This window comes from Roseovarius sp. (genome assembly GCF_048262375.1).
Classification (GTDB): domain Bacteria; phylum Pseudomonadota; class Alphaproteobacteria; order Rhodobacterales; family Rhodobacteraceae; genus Roseovarius.
On sequence record NZ_JBLXFE010000002.1, the window covers coordinates 85,108 to 105,812 of the forward strand.

Consider the following 20,705-nt stretch of genomic DNA (forward strand, 5'->3'; position numbering starts at 1 on the left):
GTTGTTTTTTGTTGCTTTTACGGGTCAATTTTCGCTCAAATTTTCACAAAAACCCGCATATACTAAGGGAATCATGTCAAAATACGAACACAACATCCTAAGTACAGTGAACCTGCGCGGTACGGTTTCGGTCGCGGAACTGGCGCGCATTCTCGACGTCTCGGATCAGACGATTCGACGCATCGTGAAGCCTCTGGTAGAGCGCGGCGAAGTGCGCAAGGTTCACGGCGCATTGGTCAGCACGCAGAAAGTGACAGACCCCCCGTTTCTTGCGCGCATGAATGAAAACCGCCCCGAAAAAGTCGCGATAGCGAACGCGGTGGCCGCGATGGTGAGCGACGGCGGTTCGGTCATGATCGACACGGGCTCAACCTCCGCCTTCGTGGCACAGGCGCTTGAGGCAAAGCAAAACCTCACAGTGGTGACGAACTCGGCCTACATCGCCAGCCAGCTCGCGCTGATAGAGGGAAACCGTGTTTTCATGGCTGGCACTCAACTACGCAACCACGACGGCGCCGCCTTCGATCGCGCAGCCTTTGAAGTAATTGGCAGCGTATCAGTCGAACTTGCCATTCTCTCGGCATCCTCAGCTCATCCTCTTCGCGGGTTCCTCGCATACGACCAATGCGAAGTCGATATCGCGAAAGCGATGATGGAGGTCTCCGCCAAGACGGTGATGGCGGTGGACCACACTAAATTCAACAAAGAAGGCGGGAATGCATCACTGCGCCTGCCAGAGCTCAGACCTCAAGACATTGTCGTTTGCGACAGGCGCCCAGACCGGGCATTCGATGATTTGTTGGGCGCACAAAATTTCATTGACGCAAACAGCCATAGAAAAAGCGCCAAATAGACCAAACTTGCCAGCATCAGACAAAGGCCCGCCAGTCTCTGAATGGGGCCCTCGCGCATTGTACTGAAGACCGCAAAGAGACTTACATTTCTCGGAAACCGCGTGCCTTGGGATGAGATCTGGCAAAACCCGGTGGTCACACGGTTAGTTTTGAGACGTTCAACCTGCCGTCAAGTACGGCGGCCCGTGGGACAACAACACGATGTGCGCCTTGGGGAGACCATCTCATGCGGCGCCTTTTGCCCATGCGGGTGTTGCCCATGTCATCGACGCAACCTTCTGCGCGGGACGATGAAACCGCAAGGCCGTTTCGGGAAACCGAGATTCTCGGGTCCCAACTCGCCAGGCGCACGGCGGAGACAACCGATATTGCGCCTCTGAAATTCGCCGTCGCTAAACGTCGTTTCGACAAAAAACTTACATCCAAACGGAACCGCTCATCCAGACCCGCCCGGGCGTCAGGATTTGAAGTTTGCGCCAAAACCTTTCACCCAAACTGATGCGTATGACCTGCCTCACACCGTTGCCACCGGCGTCAGCGGCGATCCGACAGAACCGGGCAAACGCAGCGGCGGTGCAGTCAGGAAAAAGGCCGAGCGTTTATGCTCCCGCAGGAACGCCGCCAGTTCGGCGAAATACCACAATTCGCCCAGATGGATGCCCTGCTTGAACAGGCACAGGTTGTGCAGCGGCAGAGCCGGAAAGCTGTTCCCCTCCGGAGTGCGGGCGGGATATGCCTCAACCGCAAAATTGTCGGCGCAAATCGCCACCACCCCGCTGTCGGTGATCCAATTCAGTAACTTGTCGTCACGTCCGTCCAATACCGAACAGGATCTGGCCAGAACATCGCCATCGGGTTTTTTATTCATCGATAGGATCAAATCCGCAAAGCCTGTGTAAAGGCACAGAAAATCTCCCGGCTCGATCTGGGCACCCTGCTCATCCAGCACGCTCATCAGATCGTCATACCCCACCAGATGCCGCTCGCGGCCCCAGCGCACCTCCAGATCCGCCAGAACACCACGCCCCTGCACACCGGACACCGCAAGGTTCTCGATCCCCAGCGCCTGCGCGCCCAGATTGTCGGCGCGGTCGTCAGGGCCGACAATGTCGATCCCGGCGCGGTAGCCGTTGTAATAGACTTTTTCCGGCACACCATCGCCATCGGCGTCAAACATCATTCCGACATGCGCCAGCGCATCCCATTGGGTGGAATACTGCGTGAATAGCGTCACAGAATCATCCGAGATGACATCGCAATAGCAGCCCGACACCTGACTCAATTCATAGTTGAAATTGTGACCATCACCGCGCGGCTCGTGATGGAACACGGGTTCGCGCCGCAGCGGAAACAGCGCGTTGCCGCCCGGATAATCCAAGGGTAGCGACAGACAGAAACTGCGCCCCTCGCGGATTTCACGGGCACCACGCAAGCGGGCCTCGGGGGTGATCAGGTTCATGCGCCCGATCTGATCGTTCGGGCCGAAATCGCCCCAGTTCGATCCCTCTGGGCGGTTCTTCCAACGTTTCGTCATTCTGGCGCTCCTTCTTTATATGTGGCAAGATCCGCCAGCGCCTTGGGGGCAGGCAGAAGGTTGCGATCCTGTAGATCCGCGATCAGGCGGCGGAACATCGCTTCGGTATCCATGCAGCCGTTAAAGCCGGCCTGCCGCAGTTTGATCGTGCTGACCAGCGCTGGCGCAGGCTCGCGTTTGGCATGCGTGGCAAAGGTGAAATCAGCGTAGTGATGCGAATGGCCGATCATCGCGGCAAGGTCCGGCTGCACAAGCGCGTGATCCTTGGAGATCTTGCGCCATATGCCCGCCCTAGCGGGCATGACGTCGGCCAGCACAGCCTTTTGCGGGGGGGCGACGGTCAGCCCCGTGGCCTCGGCGATGGTGGGCCAGACGTTCTGCCAGACATAGACATCACCATTGGTGATGTTGAACGTCTCGCCCACAGCACGGTCCGAAGTGGCCGCCCAGATCAGCGCATCTGCGATCAGCCCCGCATCGACCGCCTCCAGCAGATAGGCAGGCCCGCCGGGGAAGGACAGCCCGCGCCCCTCGGCGGCGCAGAGGGCGGCCCAGACGCCCAGCACCGGGATCAGGTTCATCGCCACACCGACGGCGCTTCCGAACACGACCTGCGGACGCCAGATGGTGAGGGTAACATGACCCTTGGCCGCCTGCGCACGCAGATAATCCTCTTGTAACCAATAGAAATTGGCGTGGTCGTGGCGCGGCCAGCTTTCACGCGCGGGCACCGGGAACGGGCGAATATGCACGCCATACGCCTTTGTGCCCTGAAACAGCGACACATGCGGGCGGTCGCCGCGCGCCGTCAGCGGCGCAATCACGGCGTCCAGCATGGCAAGATTGGTGTCCATCTGCGCCAAGGATTGCCACCCCTTGACCAGATCAGGCTCTTCAAACAGGGCCGCATAGACCACATGGGTTACAGGCGGCAACGCCTCCAGCGCGGCGCGGCTGGCGACGGGATCAGTCAGATCGACCGCCAGATGACGATATGCCGCCTCGACCGCCGGACGGCGGCGCGACAACGCTGTCACCTGCCAACCCTTGGCGGCGAAGGCGGCTATCGCCGCCTGACCTATGACACCCGACGCGCCTGCGATCAGAACGTGACCGGTCATGAGTTATCTCCGTTGATTGAATCGCCGACCGACCAGCCCTGCGGCGATATTCACTTTCTGGATGTCGATGGACCCGCCCGCGATGCCCCAGCCGAAACTGTCGCGCACGCGCCGTTCCATCCCGTATTCGCGCGCATAGCCATAACCGCCCATCAGCTGCATCGCGGCTGTCGTCACCTCGCGTGTGATCTCATTGGCCATGCACTTCGCCATCGCCGCCTCGTCCGATTTCGGCAATCCAGTGCCAGCATTGGCAGCGGCACGGTGGATCATCAGGCGCGACGCCTCGACCTTGATCGCCATTTCGGCCAGACGCATCTGAACCGCTTGAAAGTCGATGATTTCCTTGCCGAACTGGCTGCGGTCCTGAACATAGGTCTGCACCTGCTCCAGCGCGCCTGCCGCAACGCCCAGCGCCATGGTTGCATTGCCCAGACGCTCCAGATTGAACAGGCCCATCAGCTGAGAGAAGCCGCCAGCGCCGACCAGCAGATGTTCGCGCGGCACGCGCACCTCATCCAGCATAATGTCGGCGGAAGGCACGCCGCGAAAGCCCATAAGCCGCTCTTGCGGGCCAAAGGTCAGGCCGGGTGTGTCTTTATCCACAAAGACCGCGCCGATACCCTTGGCGCCGGGCGTGTCGTCAAAGCGGCAAAACACCACATAGCCCTGCGAATGACCCGCGCCCGAACACCAGCGCTTGGCGCCGTTTATCACAATCTCGTCGCCGTCGATCCGTGCGGTGGTGCGCAGATCGGTCAGCGCGGTGCCTGCACCCGGTTCGGACATGCAGATGGCGACCATCATCTTGCCCTGCACAGAGGCAGGAACAACGCGCGCCGCCAGATCGGGATGGCCCAGTGCCTCGACGATGCGCACCGGGCCAGCCGAGGTTTCGAATACCGGAAAGGCAACACCGACCGAGACCTTGGCGAATTCCTCCATCACCAGAAACGCATCGAGATGAGGCAGGCCCAGCCCGCCATGCTCCTCGCGCGTGTTGACGCCCAGCACCCCCAGATCGGCATAACGCGCCATCCAAGCATCGTTGATCGGATGGCCGGTTTCTTCGGTCTCGATCGCCAGCGCAGCAAGTTCAGCCCGCGCAAAACGGCGTGCGCTGTCCTGCAATTGCCTTTGATCGTCAGTCAGATTGAAATCCATTGGTTCCGTCTCACTCTTGTTAGCGGATTAGCTGAAATCAAACCGCCCGTTGCGCAGAACCTCGCGGTCCTCCACGCGGGCCGCGAAGGCGGCTTGCCCGGCCCCTTGGGGCCACATATCGATCGTGATCGCCTCACCGGGATAAACCGGGGCGGAGAATCGTCCCTCAAGGGCACGCACGCGGGTGCCATCGGCGGCGCAGAACCGGTCAATCAACGCGCGGCAGGCCATGCCGAACGTCGCCAGACCATGCAGGATGGGCCGGTCAAACCCGGCTCTTTGCGCGGTTGCGGGATCAGCGTGCAGCATGTTGTAGTCACCCGACAGACGATAGATCAGCGCCTGCTCAGGACGGGTCGTCAGCGTCACCGACGTCTCCGGCAGGTCCGTAGGCTGCGCATGGGGCTGGCGCGACGCCTTTGGCGTGCCACCAAAACCACCCGCACCGCGGCAAAAGATCGTCAGCCAGACCGTTGCATACGGCGCATCCGTCTCAGCGTCGCGGATCTCGCGCCGGGCCGTGACCAGCGCGCCCTTACCCTCGCCCTTGTCAACGATTTCCTCGATGTGGGTTTGGGCGATGATCTCGCCTGATACGGGCAGCGGGGCATGTATCTGCATGGCCTGCTCGCCATGCACAACCTTGGTATAATCGATGCCTGTCTCGGGACGTTTCATCCACGATCCGTCATGGCCCAGCACGTTGACCATTGTGGGCATCGCCTGCTGCTCGCGCTCGATCACGAAACGCAGCTGGTCCTCGTCCATCGGATCGGTGCCATATCCCAGACCCAGCGCATAAAGCGCAGTGTCGCGCCAGTCATAACGCCGACGCACCGGGTCGATATGCATGTTCAGCAGGACATCGGGATCAAGGGGCATCAGACCGGATCCCATGTGATCACATCCGCCGACCGCTCCAGTGGGGTCAGCCATGTGCCAAACGCATCTGGCAACATGTCCGCAAGCGCATCGGCAGTCCAGCCGTCACCACGATGCAGGGTGCGCACCGGGCGCGGCTGGCTAAAGAGGTAAATCTCGTTATTGCGGACAGAGAATATCTGACCGCTGATCTTTTCGGCCGCATCTGAACCGAGGAACGCCACCAGCGGCGCGATCTTTTCCGGCGTCATGCGCTTGAGCTTGTCAACGCGAATCTTGTCGGCTTCGGTTTCCGTCGGGATCGAGCTGACCATACGGCTCCAGGCAAAGGGCGCGATGCAGTTGGAGCGCACATTCGAACGCTGCATATCCATTGCGATCGACCTAGACAGACCGACAATGCCCATCTTGGCCGCCATATAATTGGCCTGTCCGAAATTGCCGATCAGCCCGGCGGTTGACGTCATGTGGACATAACTGCCGCTCTGCTGATCCTTGAAATGGGGGGCCGCCGCGCGGCTGACATTGAACGCGCCACGCAAATGGACGTTCAGCACCGCCTCGAACTGATCGGGCTGCATTTTGTGAAAAATCGCGTCACGCAGGATGCCCGCATTGTTCACGATCAAATCGACGCGCCCGTATGTGTCGATGGCTGTCTCGACAATCCGCTGCGCCGAATCCCATTCCGAAACAGAATCGGTATTGCCTACCGCCTCGCCACCCGCATCACGGATTGCCTGCGCCACCTCATTGGCAGCCGAGGCGTTTTCGACCTCGCCCTGAAGCGTGACACCAACATCATTGACCACAACCTTGGCGCCATCTGCTGCCAGCCCTTTGGCAATGGCCGCGCCTACGCCTTGGCCCGCGCCGGTGACGATGGCCACCTTGCCATCCAATATCTTGCTCATCTCACATCTCCTGTTCATAGTGTCGCGGCAGCGCCGAGGATCGCTGTTGCCTGACTGGACAAAACGCCGCCATTGGCATGCGCCAGCGCCACCTCGACACCGGCCACCTGCCGCGCGCCCGCATCGCCGCGCAATTGCGTGACGGCCTCCAACACGGTGAAAAGCCCGTACATGCCGGGATGGTTGCAGGACAGGCCGCCACCATTGGTGTTCACCGGCAGCGCGCCGCCCGGTGCAATGATCCCCGAAGCAACAAAATCGCCGCCTTCGCCCTTAGCGCAGAATCCCAGATCCTCAAGAAACATCAGCGTGCAGATGGTGAACGCATCATACAGCATCGCATGATCTACTTCGCCGATCGCCAGCCCCGCCTCACGCAGTGCCGCAGGGCCGGATATGGCGGCGGCGCTGGTGGTCAGGTCTGGCATTTGCGAAATCTGACGATGACTGACCGCAACGCCTGTACCCAGAATATACACCGGCGGGCGGGCCAGATCACGGGCCCGGTCGGCACGGGTCAGAACCAGCGCCGCGCCGCCATCGGTAACAAGGCAGCAATCCGCCTTGCTCAGAGGATCAGACACCATCCGCGCGCTCAACACATCGTCCAGCGCGAGCGGCCCGCGCTCTTGGGCATCAGGATTCATCTGCGCCCATGCGCGCGCGGCCAACGCCACCTGAGCCAGCTGTTCGCGGGTTGTGCCATAGACGTGCATGTGACGTGCAGCGGCCAGCGCATAGCTGGAAATCGGATAGCGCGGCTTGTACGGGGCCTCATAGGGTTGCGGGTCCGGCATTGGCACCAGCCGCCCGCCAGCGCTGGCTTGATTGGAGCCGTAGCAAATCAGCGCCACGTCGCACTGGCCAGAATTCAGCGCCGATACCGCGCTGCGCATATGGAACAGGAACGACGCGCCGCCCACCATGGTTCCATCCGCATGGCGCAGTTTCGGGCCTAGGCCCAAACGTTCCGCCACGTTCAGCACCGGCAGGCCAGAAGTAGAATGCGCACAATACAGCGCATCGACATCGCCCAGCTTCAACCCGCAATCCTCAAGCGCCAGAAATGCCGCCTCTTCCAACTGGTCATAGGCCGACCGTCCAGGCGCATACCAGCGCCGCGTATTGCCGATGCCCGCGATGGCTACCTTGCCGCGCAATGTATCGCTCATGCCCCGCCCTCCGGTGAAAAAACAACCCTCGGCGGCTCACCGGCCGCGACACGTGCCGTGACCGCCTGCCCGATGCGCACCGCCTCGGGATCGCCCTCGACACAGGCCATCATGCGCGGCCCTTCGGCCAGTTCGATGATCGAAACATCATGCCCGCCCTCGCGGCCACGCACGGTGGTCGTCGAGTAAACCGTCCCTTTGCCCGATGCCGGCACCATCTTCAGCATCGCGCCATGGCAGGCACGACAGATCACGGCGGGCGGGAATTGTGCTGCGCCGCAAGTGCCGCAGCACTGAATTACGAACTGCCCATCTGCCAAAGCGGCCTGCCACTGGGCATCGGGTCCGGGGTCATCAAAACGCGGATCTTGGGGCATTACGACGCCTCCTTAATAGACACTGAGTTAAACCAAGCAGCATAGGCCAACGCCTCGCCTGCGGGCAGATCACGCGCCGCGCGCCAGCCCCGGCGCAACCGATGCGCCATGGGCGCAAGCGCCTCGGCACGGCTGCGTGCCGCGTCAAACGGCGCGTCGGCGCGAGTGGCATGGCCGATCGCGATCAGCTCTGACAAGGGATCGGCGGCCAGCAACACGCGCCGCGCGTTCAATACACCCAGCCGGACTGCTGCAAGCTCGGCCAGAGCGGCAAAATCCGCGTCATTGCATGCGGCATTGGCACCAATGACGGCTACATCCGCCAGCAAAAGCAACGCAAAGCCGCGTGTGCCGATCGGTCCGTCCGCCAAAACTATCGGCAGGATCGGCGCATCAGTCAGCTGCAAAATCCAGCCTGCGGGCGCGTCCAGACCTGCAGAAAGATCGCCCGCGATCAGCAGGCATGCCGCATCGCGGGATGCCTTGCGTAGCGCGCCGGTCAGCGCCATGTCCTCGGCACCACCGTCAATTTCGACCACCTTTGACATAACCATTCCCATTGCTCAGCGCCCCTCAAAGCGGGGCTTGCGCTTTTCCAGAAAGGCGGCAATGCCCTCACTCGCATCAGCGCTGGCCAGCAGGCCGGACATCAGGGCGACTTCCTGCTCCAGCGCCGCGTTCAACGGTGCGCCCCAGGGCGCACGCATCGCGGCCTTGGCCGCGCGCGTGGCCAGCGGCGCTTTGGCGGCGATATCTTGCGCCAACTCAAGCGACGCAGCGGCCAGCGCACCTGCGGGCACCACCAGATCGGCAATCCCGGCGCGCCGCGCCGCGAAGGCGTCCAGCATGCCCCCTGTCAAGACCGCACGCGCCTGCGCACCCTGCCCGGCGCGCTGCGCCCATAGCTGCGTGCCACCCGCACCAGGAATGAACCCAAGATTGATCTCGGGCTGCGAGAACTGTGCAGTGTCGGCGGCGACTATCAGATCGCAGGCCAGCGCAATTTCGCAGCCACCGCCCAGACAATACCCCGCAACGGCCGCTACAACCGGCGTGCGGATTGCGCGGATCGCATCAAAGGCGCGACGGTTGACCGAATCAGGATAGGTGGCGGCGGTGTGGCCGGACAAAACGTCGAGATCCGCACCTGCGGAAAACACAGTGCACCCTCCGGTCAGGACGATGCAGCGCACATCCTGCGCCGCATCGCACGCGCCCATGATCTTCGCCAACTGCTCAAGCATCGGAACGCTCAGCGCATTGCGCGCGTCCGGCCTGCACAGTGTGACGACGCCAACGGCACCGCGCTGATCGAACCGGATCAAATCATCTGGGTCTGCGTGAATCGGTCTCATGGATTCTCCTCTCCGCAACAAGCTGACATACCGACTGGTATTTTAACAAGTAATATTTTCACAACCACCGAAAAAGGCGAAACGCGGTTATTTACCCAGGTCACAGGAATTTTCATATGCATGATCAATGTTTTTAGAGGTTAAATTACCAAAAATGAGGGAAAAAGACACTTCAGCGATACCACCTCACCCGTGAAGAGAGTGAAAATAAGATCAACAGAACGATTGACAGATCAACATACCCATTAGTATCTTAACTTCCAGTGGCATGGTGCGCTTGCCATCCTGGCGCGGCAATGCGCCCGCCAGCCAGCATACAAATCGGCACAGCGACAGGAGGGTCGCGCAGGTTTGGTGCGATGATCAAAATTGGTCGCACGCAAAATGCGACCACTCTAGGGAGAAAGAAAATGGTATTTTCGACATTCGCAAGGACTGCAGCCGCCGCCATGATAGCCGCAGGCTTGCTGGCATCCGGTGCGCAGGCGCAGGAGGATCCGATCAAGGTTGGTGTGATCTTCCCGCTCAGCGGCGGCGCCGGCCCTCAGGGCAAACATGTCAACTGGGCCATCGAAGCCATGGCCAAGATGATCAACGAGGATGGCGGCGTTCTGGGCCGCCAACTGGAGCTTATCAGCCGCGATGACGAATCGACCCCCGCCGTCGGCGTATCACGCGCGAACGAACTGATTTCCGAAGGCGTCGACGTGATCATCGAAGGCTGGAACAGCCCTGTGACTCTGGCAATGCAGCCGGTCATCGCCCGCGCGGGCATCATGGACATCACTGCAATCTCCAAGGCCGATCCGATCTTGTCGGGCGAGGGCAATCCGCTGGCCGTGCGCCTGAACAGCTCGAACGCTCAGGATGGGGCGGTCATTGCGCAATTCATTGCGGATGCGGGCGCCACGCGCATCGCCTTTCTGACCGAAAACGATGCCTATGGCACTGGCGCACAGGCCTCCATCGAGGCATCGCTAAAGGAGTTGGGGCATCAATACGAAAAGGTCGCAGAAGAGCTGTTCCCCTTCGATCAGGCCGATTTCCGCGTGCAGTTGTCGAACGTAAAATCGGCCAATCCTGACATCACCATCGCGATCAACGCCAACGAGGGGCTGGGCATGCCCGCCATCATCCGCCAGGCCAAACGCAGCCGTCTGCCCGGCTCTTTGATCGCAGCCGTTGGCACGGTGGCGCCCAGTGTGATCGAGGTTGCCGGCGACGCGTCCGAAGGATTGGTCGGCGCCGATATCTATTTCCCCAAAGTCGAGCCGTTTGCTTCGAACGAGGTCAACCAGCGCTTTATTGCGGCAACGGAAGAGCTGCACGATTATACGCCGGACAAGTTCATGGCCCTTGGTGCAACCGCGCTTCAGGTCTGGGCAATGGCCGCGAATAACGTCGAGAGCCTGGAGAAAGAGGCGGTGGCAAACCGTATCCGTGGCGGCAGCTTTGAAAACACCGTGCTTGGCGACATCACCTTTGGCGAGAACGGCCAGCTGAACAGCAACCATTACATCTTTGATGTGACCGATCAGAAGATCGTTGTTCGCAGCGGCGCCAACTGATCGCAGACAGGAGCGAGCGGGACCGATGGATAACATGTTCCAGACAGATGGTGGCACCCTCCGGGTCAAGGGCCTGCGCGTGGCCTTTGGCGCACTGGTGGCACTCGATGATGTCAACTGGGAAGTAAACCCAGGTGAAATCCTGGGCATCATCGGTCCCAACGGCGCAGGCAAAAGCACCTGCTATAATGCCACGACCAACATGGTGCAGCGCACCGGAAAAGTTGAAATTGACGGGCGCGACGTCACAAACGTGCCCGCCAGCCGTCTGGCCGCGTTGGGCCTGCGGCGCGCCTTCCAGCAGAATGCCTTTTTCACCCATCTGACGGTGCTGGAAAACATGATCGCTGTCATTCAGCCTGAGCACGGCACGGGCCTGCTGAGTACGATCCTGCGCCCCTTGTCCGAACACCGCAGGGCCGCGCATACCCGCCAGATCGCGGCAGATGCGCTGGCGCACATGGGCATACCGCCCGAGTTTCATCATCGCCTGCCGGGCGAGATCCCCTATGGCACGCAGCGCATGTTGTCGATTGCGCTGGCCAATGGCACCGGCGCGCGCATCCTGTTGCTGGACGAGCCAGCCGCCGGGCTTGGCGGTGAGGACATGCGCAAGCTGTGCGATCGCCTGCTGGCACTGCGCGCGGGCGGCATGGCTATCGTTGTCATCGAACATCACATGGACCTTGTCATGCAAATCACCGACCGCATTGTCGTGCTGGATCGTGGCAGACGGCTGGCCTACGGCACGCCCACGGAAATCCGCCATGATCCCCACGTTCTGGAAGCCTATCTGGGACGCGACGAATGAGCGCCCTCAGCCCCACCCCCCCCGTTCTTGAGGTACACAACCTGTCGGTTGTCTATGCCGGAAACCGCGCCCTGTCGGTCAAGCATTTTCAGTTGGCAGAGGGCGAACTGGCCGGTATCGTCGGTGCCAATGGCGCGGGCAAATCAACCTTTGCCAACGCCCTGCTGGGCTGGTCGCGCGGCGCGCCCAAGGTGACGGGCGACGTGCTGCTGGACGGCGAGTCGATCAACGCCCTATCCACGCCCGAACGGGTTCGCCGCGGTCTGCTGCTGATCCCGGAAAGCGATCTGGTCTTTGCCACCATGAGCGTTGCCGAAAATCTGGCCCATGCCGCCAATCCGGCGCAGGCAGGTGGCCGGCGGATTTACACCACAGACGAGATTTACGATCTTTTCCCCAATCTCGCTGAACGGCGCGATCATCTGGGCGGGCAACTGTCCGGCGGAGAGCGGCAGATGCTGGGCATTGCCCGCGCGCTGCGGCTGGCGCCGCGGATGCTGATGCTGGACGAGCCGTCGATCGGCCTTGCCCCCCGGCTGGTGTCGGTGGTTCTGCAAACCGTGCGCACGCTGGTAGACGAAGGGCTGACCGTCCTTTTGGTCGAGCAAAACGTCAAGGCCGCCATCCGCGCCGTTGATCGCCTGATCCTACTGGAGCGAGGCCAGATTCTGGCCGAAGGGCCGGTGGCCGAGATGAAGACAGATCCCCGCGTCGCAGACGCATATCTGGGAGCGGACTCATGAATTTTACCCAACAGCTTATCAACGGTCTGGTGCTGGGCCATTCCTATGCGCTGATTGCTATCGGCTGGACCGTTCTTCTGGGCGTTGCGCGGCTGGTCAATTTTGGCCACGGGCAGATGTATATGCTGGGCGCCTTCGTAACATGGTTTGTCATGTCGCGCTTTGGCCTGCCCTATATCGCCGCCATTCCCATTGCCATGGCGGTGGGTATTGGCGTCGGATATCTGATGCAGCGCACAATGTTGCAGCTGACCATCCGACAGGATCTGGTATCGGTGATGATCGTGACCTTGGGCTTTGGCCATGTGCTGGAGGGGGTCGCAGCGCTGTTCTTTGGCTCGACCGGGCAAATTTTGGATACGCCGCTATCGGTACGGGACATCTATATCGGGGATATCTGGATCACATGGCAGGATATCGCCATTATCATCGTCGCGATCCTGTTCTTTGCCTTCCTGAAATATGTGGTCGAGAAAACCCGTGTTGGCCGTCTGGTCCGCATGGTGGCCGAAGACCCCAAGCTGGCGCTGCTGGCCGGCATTGATATTCGCAAGGTTTATCTGGGCGTGTTTGCCTTCGAGGGCGCCGCCGTAGCCATTGCCGCCGCGCTGATTGCGCCGCGCACTCCGATCTTGACCTCGATGGGGTTCGATCAGGTCATTATCACCTTTGTCGTCGTGGTGCTGGGCGGGATCGGCAGCATTACCGGCAGCTATGTGGCCGGTATCGCACTTGGTCTTTTTGCTGCGTTCTTTGGTGCCTACGTCTCGGCGGCCTACTCGACAGCGGCAATGTTCGTCTTTTTGATTGTCGTGCTGGTGCTACGTCCCGGCGGCCTTGCTTCGCGCCCGGGGGCGCATTGACATGCGGATGATGACACCTCTTTCATGGCTGGCTGGCCTTGGTCTGATATTGGTCGCCCCTGCGCTGCTTGGCGGTTCGGGTGCCGTTTACTCGGCCTTTGTGCTGATCGCGATCTTTGCGGTCATGTCCTATGGCCTCGACGTTATCGTCTCGGATCTGGGCGAGGTCAGTCTGGCCCATCCCGTGTTCTTTGCCGCAGGTGCCTATGCATCGGCCATCGGATCGTCGCGCTGGGGGTTTGATCCTATCACGACCTTGCTGCTTGCCATTGCCGTCGCCGCAATCATTGCAGCAGGCATCGGCATCGTCACATTGCGCATGCGGGAGTTCGTCTTCTCGCTGGTCACCTATGCCGTCACGGTGGTGGGCATGACATTGGCCGCAAACTGGGCATTTCTGGGCGGCTCGGATGGCATTACAGGCATCCCTTTGTTCAAGATTTTCGGCTACAAGGCCCTTACGGACCGCGAATTGTGGCCGGTGGCCTGGTTGCTGCTGATCGCCACGCTGTATCTGGTGCGCTGTTTCCGCCGCTCGCGGCTGGGACAGGAAGCGATGACAGTGCATCTCAACCCGCGTCTTGCCACCATGTCGGGCATCGACCCGCACCGCGTGCGCATTCAGGTGTTCCTGTTTTCCGCGCCCATCACTGCGGCTGCCGGATGGCTCTATTCCTATCAGCGCGCCTATATCAGTGCCGATGTCGTCGACATGTATTTCCTGATCCTGATGCTGACCGCCGTGGTGCTGATTGGTCGGCGCATCCTGCTGGCCCCTCTCATCGGCGTGGCGTTGATTCTGTGTCAGGAGAAATTTCTGTCCTTCGGCGGCTATGTAGACCGGATCATTCTGGGATCGATTCTGATTGTCGTCCTGTCCTTCATGCCGCGCGGTCTGACCGGACCAGCCAGCGATGTGCTGCGCTGGCTCAAGCGCCGTGCCCAAAACATAACACCTAAAAAGGAGCCACTCCGGTGACTGTGATCTGGACCCCCAAACTGAATGACGAAGCGCAAAAATGGCATGATATTGCCGCGCGCCTGAGCGATGAAAAATTCGCCCCCCTCGCCGAAGAGCTGGACCGCGATCAACGCTATCCATGGGAGAGCATCGACGAGCTGGTGAAATCCGGCTTGGCCGGGCTGTTCATTCCCTCCGAATTCGGCGGCGGCGGCGCGCCCCTGACGGCCACCATCGCGGCGGTTGAACGTGTCGCCACCGCTTGCTCGTCCACCGCCGCGATCCTGTGCGCCTGCCAGCTGGGCGCGTTCCCGGTCCTTCTGGGCGGTCGCGACGATCAAAAGCACAAGTATCTGGGCGAGATGGCCCAAGGCACAGCCACCAGCTTTGCGTTGTCGGAACGCTCGACCGGATCGGATGCCGCTGCAATCACCGCCACAGCCGAACGCGAAGGCGAAGGCTGGCGTATCAAGGGCGAAAAATACTGGATCGGCAATGGCGGCGCCTCGCGGTATTATGTGGTGTTCGCCAAGACCGATCCCGAGGCGGGCGGGCGCGGCATCTCGGCGTTCATGGTCGACAAGGAAGCCGATGGCGTCAGCATTGACGAGCTGAGTGACAAGATGGGTATTCGCGGCACCCAAACCTCGAATCTCAAGCTGGACACTTGGGTGGCAAGCGACGCCCTGATCGGCGAAGAGGGTCGCGCGCTGCGACTGGCGCTGAAAACGCTGAACGTGGGCCGCATCATGGTGTCGGCACAGTCACTGGGTCTGGCGCTGGCGGCATACCGCACCGCCGCCGAACGCGCGGTCGAGCGGCACGCCTTTGGCAATCCGATCATCGACAATCAGGGAATCGGGTTCAAACTGGCCGATTTGGCAACCGAAATTTCGGGAGCGCGCCTGATGCTATACGAGGCCGCGCGCGCCTATGACGCCGGCGAGGATGTCACCAACCTCGGCGCGATGGCCAAACTTCACACCTCTGAAGTGTCGCACAAAGCGGCGGATGTGGCGGTGCAGGTCTGGGGTGGCTTTGGTTATTGCAAACCGAACCTCGCCGAACGGCTGTATCGCGACCAGCGAATTCTGGAAATCTACGAAGGCACATCCGAGATCCAGCGCCTTGTTCTGGCGCGCGCGGTGCGTAAAGAGGTGGAAAAGGCAGCGCAAGAGGCGTCTGCCTGACCACAACCGGAGAGTACCCATGTCCCGCGCCCAACCCACAACCGATGCCGCAGCAGCAGCCCGCGAAGAAATTTTACAGGCGGCGGCCGAGCTTTTCACCGATCTCGGCTACGCCATGACGTCGATCGACGCGATTGCCGAACGGTTGGGCGCGACCAAGGGACGTGTCTACTACTACTTCAAAAGCAAGGCCGACATCTTCTTTGACATTCAGCGCACCGCCATGGCCCGCCTGATGGCCGAGATCGAACCGATCGCGCGCAGCAACCTTGGCCCGGCTGACAAGCTGCGCGGCATGGCCGAGGCGCATCTGGGTATGCTGCTGGCCGATCTGCCGATCCAAAAGGTGTCGGTGCAGGGTCTTGAACGGTATCTGTTCCACTCATCGGGCTATCGCTATGTCAATGAATTGCGTGAAATCAATCAGTTGCGCGACACTTACGAGCAGATATTTGCCGAAGTCATCGATCAGGGCGCCCGCGAGGGCCTGTTCAGTGACATGCCCCCCCGCCTTTTAACCAAACCGTTCTTTGGCGCAATGAACTGGGTCACCGTCTGGTATCGACCGCGCAAAATACAGGACGCCCAAAGCAACCGCATGATCGTGGAAACACTGGTTTCCTTCGCCATGCAAGGTATTCAGAAGGAACCCGACCATGAGCCAAAATCAGGCTGAAACCCCTCATTCAGATACTGTCTGGGACGCCCGCGAGCTGTGGCCGCGCGACCGGATCACCGCCTATCAGACCGAACAGATGAAAGCGCAGTTGATCCGTGTGGGGCGCACCAGCGCACATTACCGCAAGGTTTTTGCCGAATGCGGCTTTGATCCTGAAACCTTCACATCGCTTGATGATCTGCGCCGCCTGCCACTGACGCGCAAAAAGGACTATGTGGCCGGTCTGGCCGAGGATCCCCCCTTTGGCACCTTCCGCGCGGTGGATATGGCAGACGCCGTGCGCGTGCATTTTTCCTCCGGTACGACTGCAGCGCCCGCCCCTGTGCTTTGGAGCGCGCATGACGCGGATCGCTGGGCGGACCTTTATGCGCGGTATCTGTATGCGCAGGGTTTGCGAAAAGCCGACGTATTCCACTGCATGTTCGGCTATTCATGGTTTGTCGGCGGCCTTGGTGCAACAATGGCAGCCCAGAAACTGGGCGCGCTGGTCATTCCCGGCGGGTCAGTCGACACGCAGCGCCAGATTGACACGATCTTGCAGTACAAGCCCCGCTGCGTCATCGGCACACCGTCGTTCATGGCCCATATCGCCGAGGCCGCTATCGCCCGCGGCATTAATCTGGCAACTTCCAGCGTCGAGATGGTCTGCGTCGGCGGTGAACCGGGCGCCAGCATCCCCGGCACCCGCGAAAAGATCGAGCGGCAATGGGGCGCCAAGATGTTTGACTGCTACGGTGCGCTGGAATGCCAGCCCATCGGCTGGGATACCGCCGCGCAGACCGGCCCGACACTGGCCGAGGATTTTATCTATGTTGAAATCCTTGATCCCAAGACGGACGACCCTGTGCCTGACGGCACGCCCGGCGTGCTGGTCCTGACCCATCTGGACAAAGAGGCCTGCCCGCTGGTGCGTTGGTGGACCGGTGACATCGTGGTACGCGACAGCACGCCCGCCGCTGACGGGCGCACACATGCCCGGCTGGTCGGCGGGGTCCATGGCCGTGGCGACGACATGCTGATCGTGCGGGGGGTGAACCTGTTTCCCAGCGCGGTCGAGGATGTTGTGCGCGCCCACCCCGGCACCACCAACGAATATGTTCTGGTCGTCAACGACAGTATGAAGGACCCCAACACCGGAATGCTGCGCCGCATTACATTACGGGTCGAGCGCGAGGACTCCACCGATAGCGGCCTCGGCGAGAGATTGAAGGCGGCGTTACGCACGCAGCTGAACGTCAGTTTCGACGTCGAGGTGTTGGATGCCGGCACCCTGCCCCGCACCGTCCACAAGGCAACCCGCGTCGTGAAGGAGTAACCATGCCTCCCCCCAAGCCCCTGACAGGCCGCCGCGTTATCGAATTCACGCAATTCATCGCAGGCCCGACAGCAGGTCAGTTGCTGGCCGATTTCGGCGCCGAAGTGATCAAGCTGGAACCGGCGCGCGGGGATGGATCGCGCGAATTGCCGGGAACGGAATTTGGCAGCGCTTATTTCAGGTGCTTCAACACGGGCAAAAGCAGCCTTGTTGTCGATATGGGCAGCGAAGCGGGGCGTGGGCAGTTCGAGACGCTTCTGGCCGGGGCCGACGCGCTTTTGTGCAACCTTGCGCCGGGCACCTTGCGCAAGCTGGGGCTGGACGGCGACAGCTTGCGCGCGCGGCATCCGCATCTGGTGGTCACGTTGATTTCCGGCTTTGGCCAGCAGGATGATCGCACCTGCATGGACACGATCGCGCAATGCGAAAGCGGGTTTGCCTGGATGAATGGCAATCTGGATGGCACGCCGCGCGTGTCCTCAAGCTGGCCGGTGGATTTCTATTCAGGCCTTTACGCCTCATACGCCACGGCGATGGCGCTGCTCGACCCGGCGACAAAAGGCACCGTCATCGACCTGACGATGATGGAGGTGGCCTCTGCCATGCTGCTCGGTCCTGCTGCAATTCTGGTGATGGAGGGCGCGCAGATCGGTTCGCCCTCAGGCAACCGCGACCGGGCATCGGCACCCTCTGGCGTTTATGGTTGCATTGATGGGCATGTCTATATCTACGGCGGTCTGGATGCCTATTGGGCTCGTCTGCGCCCCATTGTCGGCGGCGAGGACGCGCCCAAGGCCGAGCGGCTGGCTCGCGCCGACGCCTTCGACATGATGATCGAGAACTGGACGCGCCAGCACAGCGTCGAGCATGTGCTGGCCCAACTTGGCCCCAGCGGCATCCCGGCGGGCGCCGTGCGCAAACCGGCAGACGGCATTGCGCGCATTCAGGCGCTGCGCCCCGGTGGCGGCACTGTAGCGTTGCCGACCGGCGAACATGTCCCCAGTTTTCCCGCCCTTTTCGACGGTGCGCGCATTGCCCGCGCACCTGCGCCACCGCTCGGCAGCGCATCCCGGACTTCCAGCAAAGGATCAACCCCATGAGCATCTCAGAGTTCACACCGCAGCCGGTTCTGCGGGATGGTATTTTCACCGGACAAGGTGCCGTCGTCAGCGGCGCTGGCAGCGGCATCGGCCGCGCCATCGCACTGCGCCTGTGCGCGTTGGGAATGACCGTGACCGGCGTTGGCCGCCGCGAACAATCGCTGAAGGAAACCGCCGATCTGGCAGCGGACCTGCCCGGCAGCTTTCATTTCGAGGCACTGAACGTGCGCGACACCCAAGCGCTGGACGCGGCACTGGCCCGCGCCGGGGATCGGCATGGCATCAACCTGCTGGTGAACAATGCTGGCGGACAGTTCTTTGCTCCCGCGACCAAGATCAGCCGAAAGGGCTGGGATTCCGTGCTGGACCTGAACCTGAGTGCGGTCTTCTCTGCAACCAAGGCGGCCTACCCGTATCTCAAGGCGGCACGCGGTGCTGTCGTCAATATTTCGCTTTCCGGGATCAACCGCGGCTCCATGGGGCTGGCCCATTCGGTCGCCGCACGCGCCGGGGTACTGGGCCTGACCCGCACGTTGGCGCTGGAATGGGCGCAGGACGGCATTCGCCTGAACTGCCTCGGCCCCGGCACCGTTGTGACCGCAGGTCTGTCGGACGAGGCCGCGCGCCAGATGCTGGACAGCCTTGTCGCGGCCACACCCATGGGCCGCACCACAAGTGTCGAAGAGGTGGCAGAACTGACGGCCTTTTTGGCCAGCCCGGCAGGCGCACTGATGACAGGCCAGCTGATACAGATCGACGGCGCGGCACATCTGGGGCCGGGTCTCCACATGATCAGTGGTGGCAACGATGAGTGATCCCGCCCTCGCCGGTATCCGCGTGCTTGACCTATCGCGCGTCTTGGCCGGCCCCAGCTGCACCCAGACGCTGGCCGATCTGGGCGCGGAGGTCTGGAAGATAGAAAACCCGGCCTCCGGCGACGACACGCGCGGCTGGATGCCACCCGAACTGAACGGCGAATCGACTTATTTCACGTGCTGCAACCGCTCCAAAAAGTCGGTTGCAATCGACCTGAAATCACCCGAGGGGCAACAGACATTGCGCCAACTCGCCGCCAAGGCGGATGTGTTGGTCGAGAATTTCCGATCCGGCGCGCTGGCGGCCTTCGGCCTTGATCCGGAAACACTTGCGCAGGTCAACCCGCGCCTGATCTACTGCTCGGTATCGGGTTACGGGCGCAGTGGCCCGCGTACCGCCGAGGGCGGATATGATTTCACCATTCAGGCCGAAAGCGGTCTGATGGCAATCACCGGCCAGCCAGACGGCGAGCCGATGAAGCTGGGCGTTGCCATTTCTGATCTTGTCACCGGGATGAACGCGGTGCAGGCCATTCTGGCCGCCCTTATCGCGCGGGAACGGACTGGGCGGGGTCAGCATCTGGATATTGCGCTGTTCGATTCCGCCGTCGCGCTGCTGGCCAACGTCGCGTCCGGCTACCTTCAGACCGGCGAACAAAGCCCACGCTATGGCAACGCCCATGCGACGGTCGTGCCCTACCAGCTGTTTGGCACGGCTGACGGCACTCTGGCCCTTGCCTGTGGAAATGACGGCCAGTTCCGCGCATTGTGCAAAAACGTGTTGGACCTGCCCGATCTGCCGGACGATCCGCGCTATACCCGCAACCGTGATCGCGTGAACAATCGAGATACGCTTATCCCGTTATTGGAAGCCGCCTTTGCAACTCGCAATACCGCAGATTGGCTGACCGATCTCAAGTCCGCCAAAGTGCCGGGCGGCAAGGTTCGTACAGTGTCCGAGGTGTTCACGTCACCGGATGTCATAGAGCGGGGCATGATCACCGAGGTACCGGACGCGCTGCATGGCAAGCTGCGCCTGGTTCAGTCCCCATTGCGGTTCTCAGATACGCCGGTGCGGGCGCCTTCGGCACCGCCGCGTTTGGGCGAGCATACCAAAGAGGTTCTGCGCTGGCTCCACGATCAAGAGACCCAAGAGGCGTGACTTTCGGCTCATGCTGAAGCGGCTCATTCAGGGCTGACCGTGTCAAATGCAGACAAGCCTGCAAGCCCGGGACATCCCTTATGGCCCAACCGGCCGGGACGCGCCGCACGACCTGTCCCGGCCCC

Annotated in this window: 21 protein-coding genes and 1 pseudogene; 12 read left to right on the forward strand and 10 right to left on the reverse strand. The window is 61.4% G+C overall.

The window, feature by feature from the left end; translation table 11 throughout:
• Window positions 1–73 precede the first annotated feature (73 nt).
• Window positions 74–853 carry a DeoR/GlpR family DNA-binding transcription regulator gene (locus ACN0SW_RS02940; protein WP_417726405.1) on the forward strand — a complete coding sequence of 260 codons (780 nt, stop codon included), beginning with the start codon at window positions 74–76 and terminating at the stop codon, window positions 851–853.
• A gap of 136 nt (window positions 854–989) precedes the next feature.
• On the opposite strand, the pseudogene ACN0SW_RS02945 reads toward ACN0SW_RS02940, so the two are convergent.
• The 10 genes and pseudogenes from ACN0SW_RS02945 to ACN0SW_RS02990 all read right to left on the reverse strand — a co-directional run.
• Window positions 990–1,166 (reverse strand): annotated as a pseudogene (locus tag ACN0SW_RS02945) (ISKra4 family transposase); the annotation flags it as partial.
• Between the two features lie 202 nt (window positions 1,167–1,368).
• Window positions 1,369–2,388 carry a cyclase family protein gene (locus tag ACN0SW_RS02950; RefSeq protein ID WP_417726406.1) on the reverse strand — a complete coding sequence of 340 codons (1,020 nt, stop codon included), beginning with the start codon at window positions 2,386–2,388 and terminating at the stop codon, window positions 1,369–1,371.
• Window positions 2,385–3,509, reverse strand: a complete 1,125-nt coding sequence (locus ACN0SW_RS02955; protein ID WP_417726407.1) for an NAD-dependent epimerase/dehydratase family protein — start codon at window positions 3,507–3,509, stop codon at window positions 2,385–2,387. The genes ACN0SW_RS02950 and ACN0SW_RS02955 overlap by 4 nt, the downstream gene beginning before the upstream one ends.
• A gap of 3 nt (window positions 3,510–3,512) precedes the next feature.
• The gene (locus ACN0SW_RS02960; RefSeq protein WP_417726408.1) at window positions 3,513–4,673 is read right to left on the reverse strand and encodes an acyl-CoA dehydrogenase family protein; all 1,161 of its coding nucleotides are present in this window, start codon (window positions 4,671–4,673) and stop codon (window positions 3,513–3,515) included.
• A gap of 27 nt (window positions 4,674–4,700) precedes the next feature.
• Entirely contained in the window at window positions 4,701–5,555 is an 855-nt protein-coding gene (locus ACN0SW_RS02965; RefSeq protein ID WP_417726409.1) for a MaoC/PaaZ C-terminal domain-containing protein, read from the reverse strand.
• Window positions 5,555–6,469, reverse strand: coding sequence for an SDR family NAD(P)-dependent oxidoreductase (locus ACN0SW_RS02970; RefSeq protein ID WP_417726410.1), 915 nt, complete (start codon window positions 6,467–6,469; stop codon window positions 5,555–5,557). The genes ACN0SW_RS02965 and ACN0SW_RS02970 overlap by 1 nt, the downstream gene beginning before the upstream one ends.
• A gap of 14 nt (window positions 6,470–6,483) precedes the next feature.
• Entirely contained in the window at window positions 6,484–7,641 is a 1,158-nt protein-coding gene (locus ACN0SW_RS02975; RefSeq protein WP_417726411.1) for an acetyl-CoA acetyltransferase, read from the reverse strand.
• Window positions 7,638–8,018 (reverse strand): Zn-ribbon domain-containing OB-fold protein, encoded by a 381-nt coding sequence (locus ACN0SW_RS02980; RefSeq protein ID WP_417726412.1) that lies wholly within the window; start codon window positions 8,016–8,018, stop codon window positions 7,638–7,640. Before ACN0SW_RS02980 ends, ACN0SW_RS02975 begins: the two co-directional genes overlap by 4 nt.
• Window positions 8,018–8,578, reverse strand: coding sequence for a hypothetical protein (locus ACN0SW_RS02985; protein WP_417726413.1), 561 nt, complete (start codon window positions 8,576–8,578; stop codon window positions 8,018–8,020). The genes ACN0SW_RS02980 and ACN0SW_RS02985 overlap by 1 nt, the downstream gene beginning before the upstream one ends.
• Window positions 8,579–8,581: 3 nt before the next feature.
• The gene (locus tag ACN0SW_RS02990) at window positions 8,582–9,373 is read right to left on the reverse strand and encodes an enoyl-CoA hydratase/isomerase family protein (RefSeq protein ID WP_417726414.1); all 792 of its coding nucleotides are present in this window, start codon (window positions 9,371–9,373) and stop codon (window positions 8,582–8,584) included.
• A 410-nt stretch (window positions 9,374–9,783) separates the two neighbouring features.
• Here ACN0SW_RS02990 and ACN0SW_RS02995 point away from each other — a divergent pair, with 410 nt between their 5' ends.
• The 11 genes from ACN0SW_RS02995 to ACN0SW_RS03045 are packed head-to-tail and all read left to right on the forward strand — an operon-like array spanning window position 9,784 to window position 20,580.
• Entirely contained in the window at window positions 9,784–10,941 is a 1,158-nt protein-coding gene (locus ACN0SW_RS02995) for an ABC transporter substrate-binding protein (protein WP_417726415.1), read from the forward strand.
• A 25-nt stretch (window positions 10,942–10,966) separates the two neighbouring features.
• Window positions 10,967–11,752 (forward strand): ABC transporter ATP-binding protein, encoded by a 786-nt coding sequence (locus ACN0SW_RS03000; protein WP_417726416.1) that lies wholly within the window; start codon window positions 10,967–10,969, stop codon window positions 11,750–11,752.
• A complete protein-coding gene (locus ACN0SW_RS03005) occupies window positions 11,749–12,495 on the forward strand; it encodes an ABC transporter ATP-binding protein (protein ID WP_417726417.1) in 747 nt (248 codons plus the stop codon). Before ACN0SW_RS03000 ends, ACN0SW_RS03005 begins: the two co-directional genes overlap by 4 nt.
• Window positions 12,492–13,358 (forward strand): branched-chain amino acid ABC transporter permease, encoded by an 867-nt coding sequence (locus tag ACN0SW_RS03010; RefSeq protein WP_417726418.1) that lies wholly within the window; start codon window positions 12,492–12,494, stop codon window positions 13,356–13,358. Before ACN0SW_RS03005 ends, ACN0SW_RS03010 begins: the two co-directional genes overlap by 4 nt.
• Before the next feature lies 1 nt (window position 13,359).
• Complete coding sequence (locus tag ACN0SW_RS03015) at window positions 13,360–14,337, forward strand: branched-chain amino acid ABC transporter permease (RefSeq protein WP_417726419.1); 978 nt, start codon at window positions 13,360–13,362, stop codon at window positions 14,335–14,337.
• Window positions 14,334–15,509, forward strand: a complete 1,176-nt coding sequence (locus ACN0SW_RS03020) for an acyl-CoA dehydrogenase family protein (RefSeq protein WP_417726420.1) — start codon at window positions 14,334–14,336, stop codon at window positions 15,507–15,509. Before ACN0SW_RS03015 ends, ACN0SW_RS03020 begins: the two co-directional genes overlap by 4 nt.
• Window positions 15,510–15,528: 19 nt before the next feature.
• A complete protein-coding gene (locus ACN0SW_RS03025) occupies window positions 15,529–16,185 on the forward strand; it encodes a TetR/AcrR family transcriptional regulator (protein WP_417726421.1) in 657 nt (218 codons plus the stop codon).
• Window positions 16,166–17,503, forward strand: a complete 1,338-nt coding sequence (locus tag ACN0SW_RS03030; RefSeq protein WP_417726422.1) for a phenylacetate--CoA ligase family protein — start codon at window positions 16,166–16,168, stop codon at window positions 17,501–17,503. Before ACN0SW_RS03025 ends, ACN0SW_RS03030 begins: the two co-directional genes overlap by 20 nt.
• 2 nt (window positions 17,504–17,505) lie before the next feature.
• Window positions 17,506–18,603: a CoA transferase gene (locus ACN0SW_RS03035; RefSeq protein WP_417726423.1), complete on the forward strand. Its 1,098-nt coding sequence runs from the start codon at window positions 17,506–17,508 to the stop codon at window positions 18,601–18,603.
• Window positions 18,600–19,418, forward strand: a complete 819-nt coding sequence (locus ACN0SW_RS03040) for an SDR family NAD(P)-dependent oxidoreductase (RefSeq protein ID WP_417726424.1) — start codon at window positions 18,600–18,602, stop codon at window positions 19,416–19,418. The genes ACN0SW_RS03035 and ACN0SW_RS03040 overlap by 4 nt, the downstream gene beginning before the upstream one ends.
• Complete coding sequence (locus ACN0SW_RS03045) at window positions 19,411–20,580, forward strand: CaiB/BaiF CoA transferase family protein (RefSeq protein ID WP_417726425.1); 1,170 nt, start codon at window positions 19,411–19,413, stop codon at window positions 20,578–20,580. The genes ACN0SW_RS03040 and ACN0SW_RS03045 overlap by 8 nt, the downstream gene beginning before the upstream one ends.
• Window positions 20,581–20,705 lie beyond the last annotated feature (125 nt).

Excerpts from the sequence above, each read along its gene's own strand:
- ACN0SW_RS02940 (WP_417726405.1), top strand. The coding sequence starts at position 74 with ATGTCAAAATACGAACACAACATCCTAAGTACAGTGAACCTGCGCGGT.
- ACN0SW_RS02950 (WP_417726406.1), bottom strand. The coding sequence starts at position 2,388 with ATGACGAAACGTTGGAAGAACCGCCCAGAGGGATCGAACTGGGGCGAT.
- ACN0SW_RS02955 (WP_417726407.1), bottom strand. The coding sequence starts at position 3,509 with ATGACCGGTCACGTTCTGATCGCAGGCGCGTCGGGTGTCATAGGTCAG.
- ACN0SW_RS02960 (WP_417726408.1), bottom strand. The coding sequence starts at position 4,673 with ATGGATTTCAATCTGACTGACGATCAAAGGCAATTGCAGGACAGCGCA.
- ACN0SW_RS02965 (WP_417726409.1), bottom strand. The coding sequence starts at position 5,555 with ATGCCCCTTGATCCCGATGTCCTGCTGAACATGCATATCGACCCGGTG.
- ACN0SW_RS02970 (WP_417726410.1), bottom strand. The coding sequence starts at position 6,469 with ATGAGCAAGATATTGGATGGCAAGGTGGCCATCGTCACCGGCGCGGGC.
- ACN0SW_RS02975 (WP_417726411.1), bottom strand. The coding sequence starts at position 7,641 with ATGAGCGATACATTGCGCGGCAAGGTAGCCATCGCGGGCATCGGCAAT.
- ACN0SW_RS02980 (WP_417726412.1), bottom strand. The coding sequence starts at position 8,018 with ATGCCCCAAGATCCGCGTTTTGATGACCCCGGACCCGATGCCCAGTGG.
- ACN0SW_RS02985 (WP_417726413.1), bottom strand. The coding sequence starts at position 8,578 with ATGGGAATGGTTATGTCAAAGGTGGTCGAAATTGACGGTGGTGCCGAG.
- ACN0SW_RS02990 (WP_417726414.1), bottom strand. The coding sequence starts at position 9,373 with ATGAGACCGATTCACGCAGACCCAGATGATTTGATCCGGTTCGATCAG.
- ACN0SW_RS02995 (WP_417726415.1), top strand. The coding sequence starts at position 9,784 with ATGGTATTTTCGACATTCGCAAGGACTGCAGCCGCCGCCATGATAGCC.
- ACN0SW_RS03000 (WP_417726416.1), top strand. The coding sequence starts at position 10,967 with ATGGATAACATGTTCCAGACAGATGGTGGCACCCTCCGGGTCAAGGGC.
- ACN0SW_RS03005 (WP_417726417.1), top strand. The coding sequence starts at position 11,749 with ATGAGCGCCCTCAGCCCCACCCCCCCCGTTCTTGAGGTACACAACCTG.
- ACN0SW_RS03010 (WP_417726418.1), top strand. The coding sequence starts at position 12,492 with ATGAATTTTACCCAACAGCTTATCAACGGTCTGGTGCTGGGCCATTCC.
- ACN0SW_RS03015 (WP_417726419.1), top strand. The coding sequence starts at position 13,360 with ATGCGGATGATGACACCTCTTTCATGGCTGGCTGGCCTTGGTCTGATA.
- ACN0SW_RS03025 (WP_417726421.1), top strand. The coding sequence starts at position 15,529 with ATGTCCCGCGCCCAACCCACAACCGATGCCGCAGCAGCAGCCCGCGAA.
- ACN0SW_RS03030 (WP_417726422.1), top strand. The coding sequence starts at position 16,166 with ATGAGCCAAAATCAGGCTGAAACCCCTCATTCAGATACTGTCTGGGAC.
- ACN0SW_RS03035 (WP_417726423.1), top strand. The coding sequence starts at position 17,506 with ATGCCTCCCCCCAAGCCCCTGACAGGCCGCCGCGTTATCGAATTCACG.
- ACN0SW_RS03040 (WP_417726424.1), top strand. The coding sequence starts at position 18,600 with ATGAGCATCTCAGAGTTCACACCGCAGCCGGTTCTGCGGGATGGTATT.
- ACN0SW_RS03045 (WP_417726425.1), top strand. The coding sequence starts at position 19,411 with ATGAGTGATCCCGCCCTCGCCGGTATCCGCGTGCTTGACCTATCGCGC.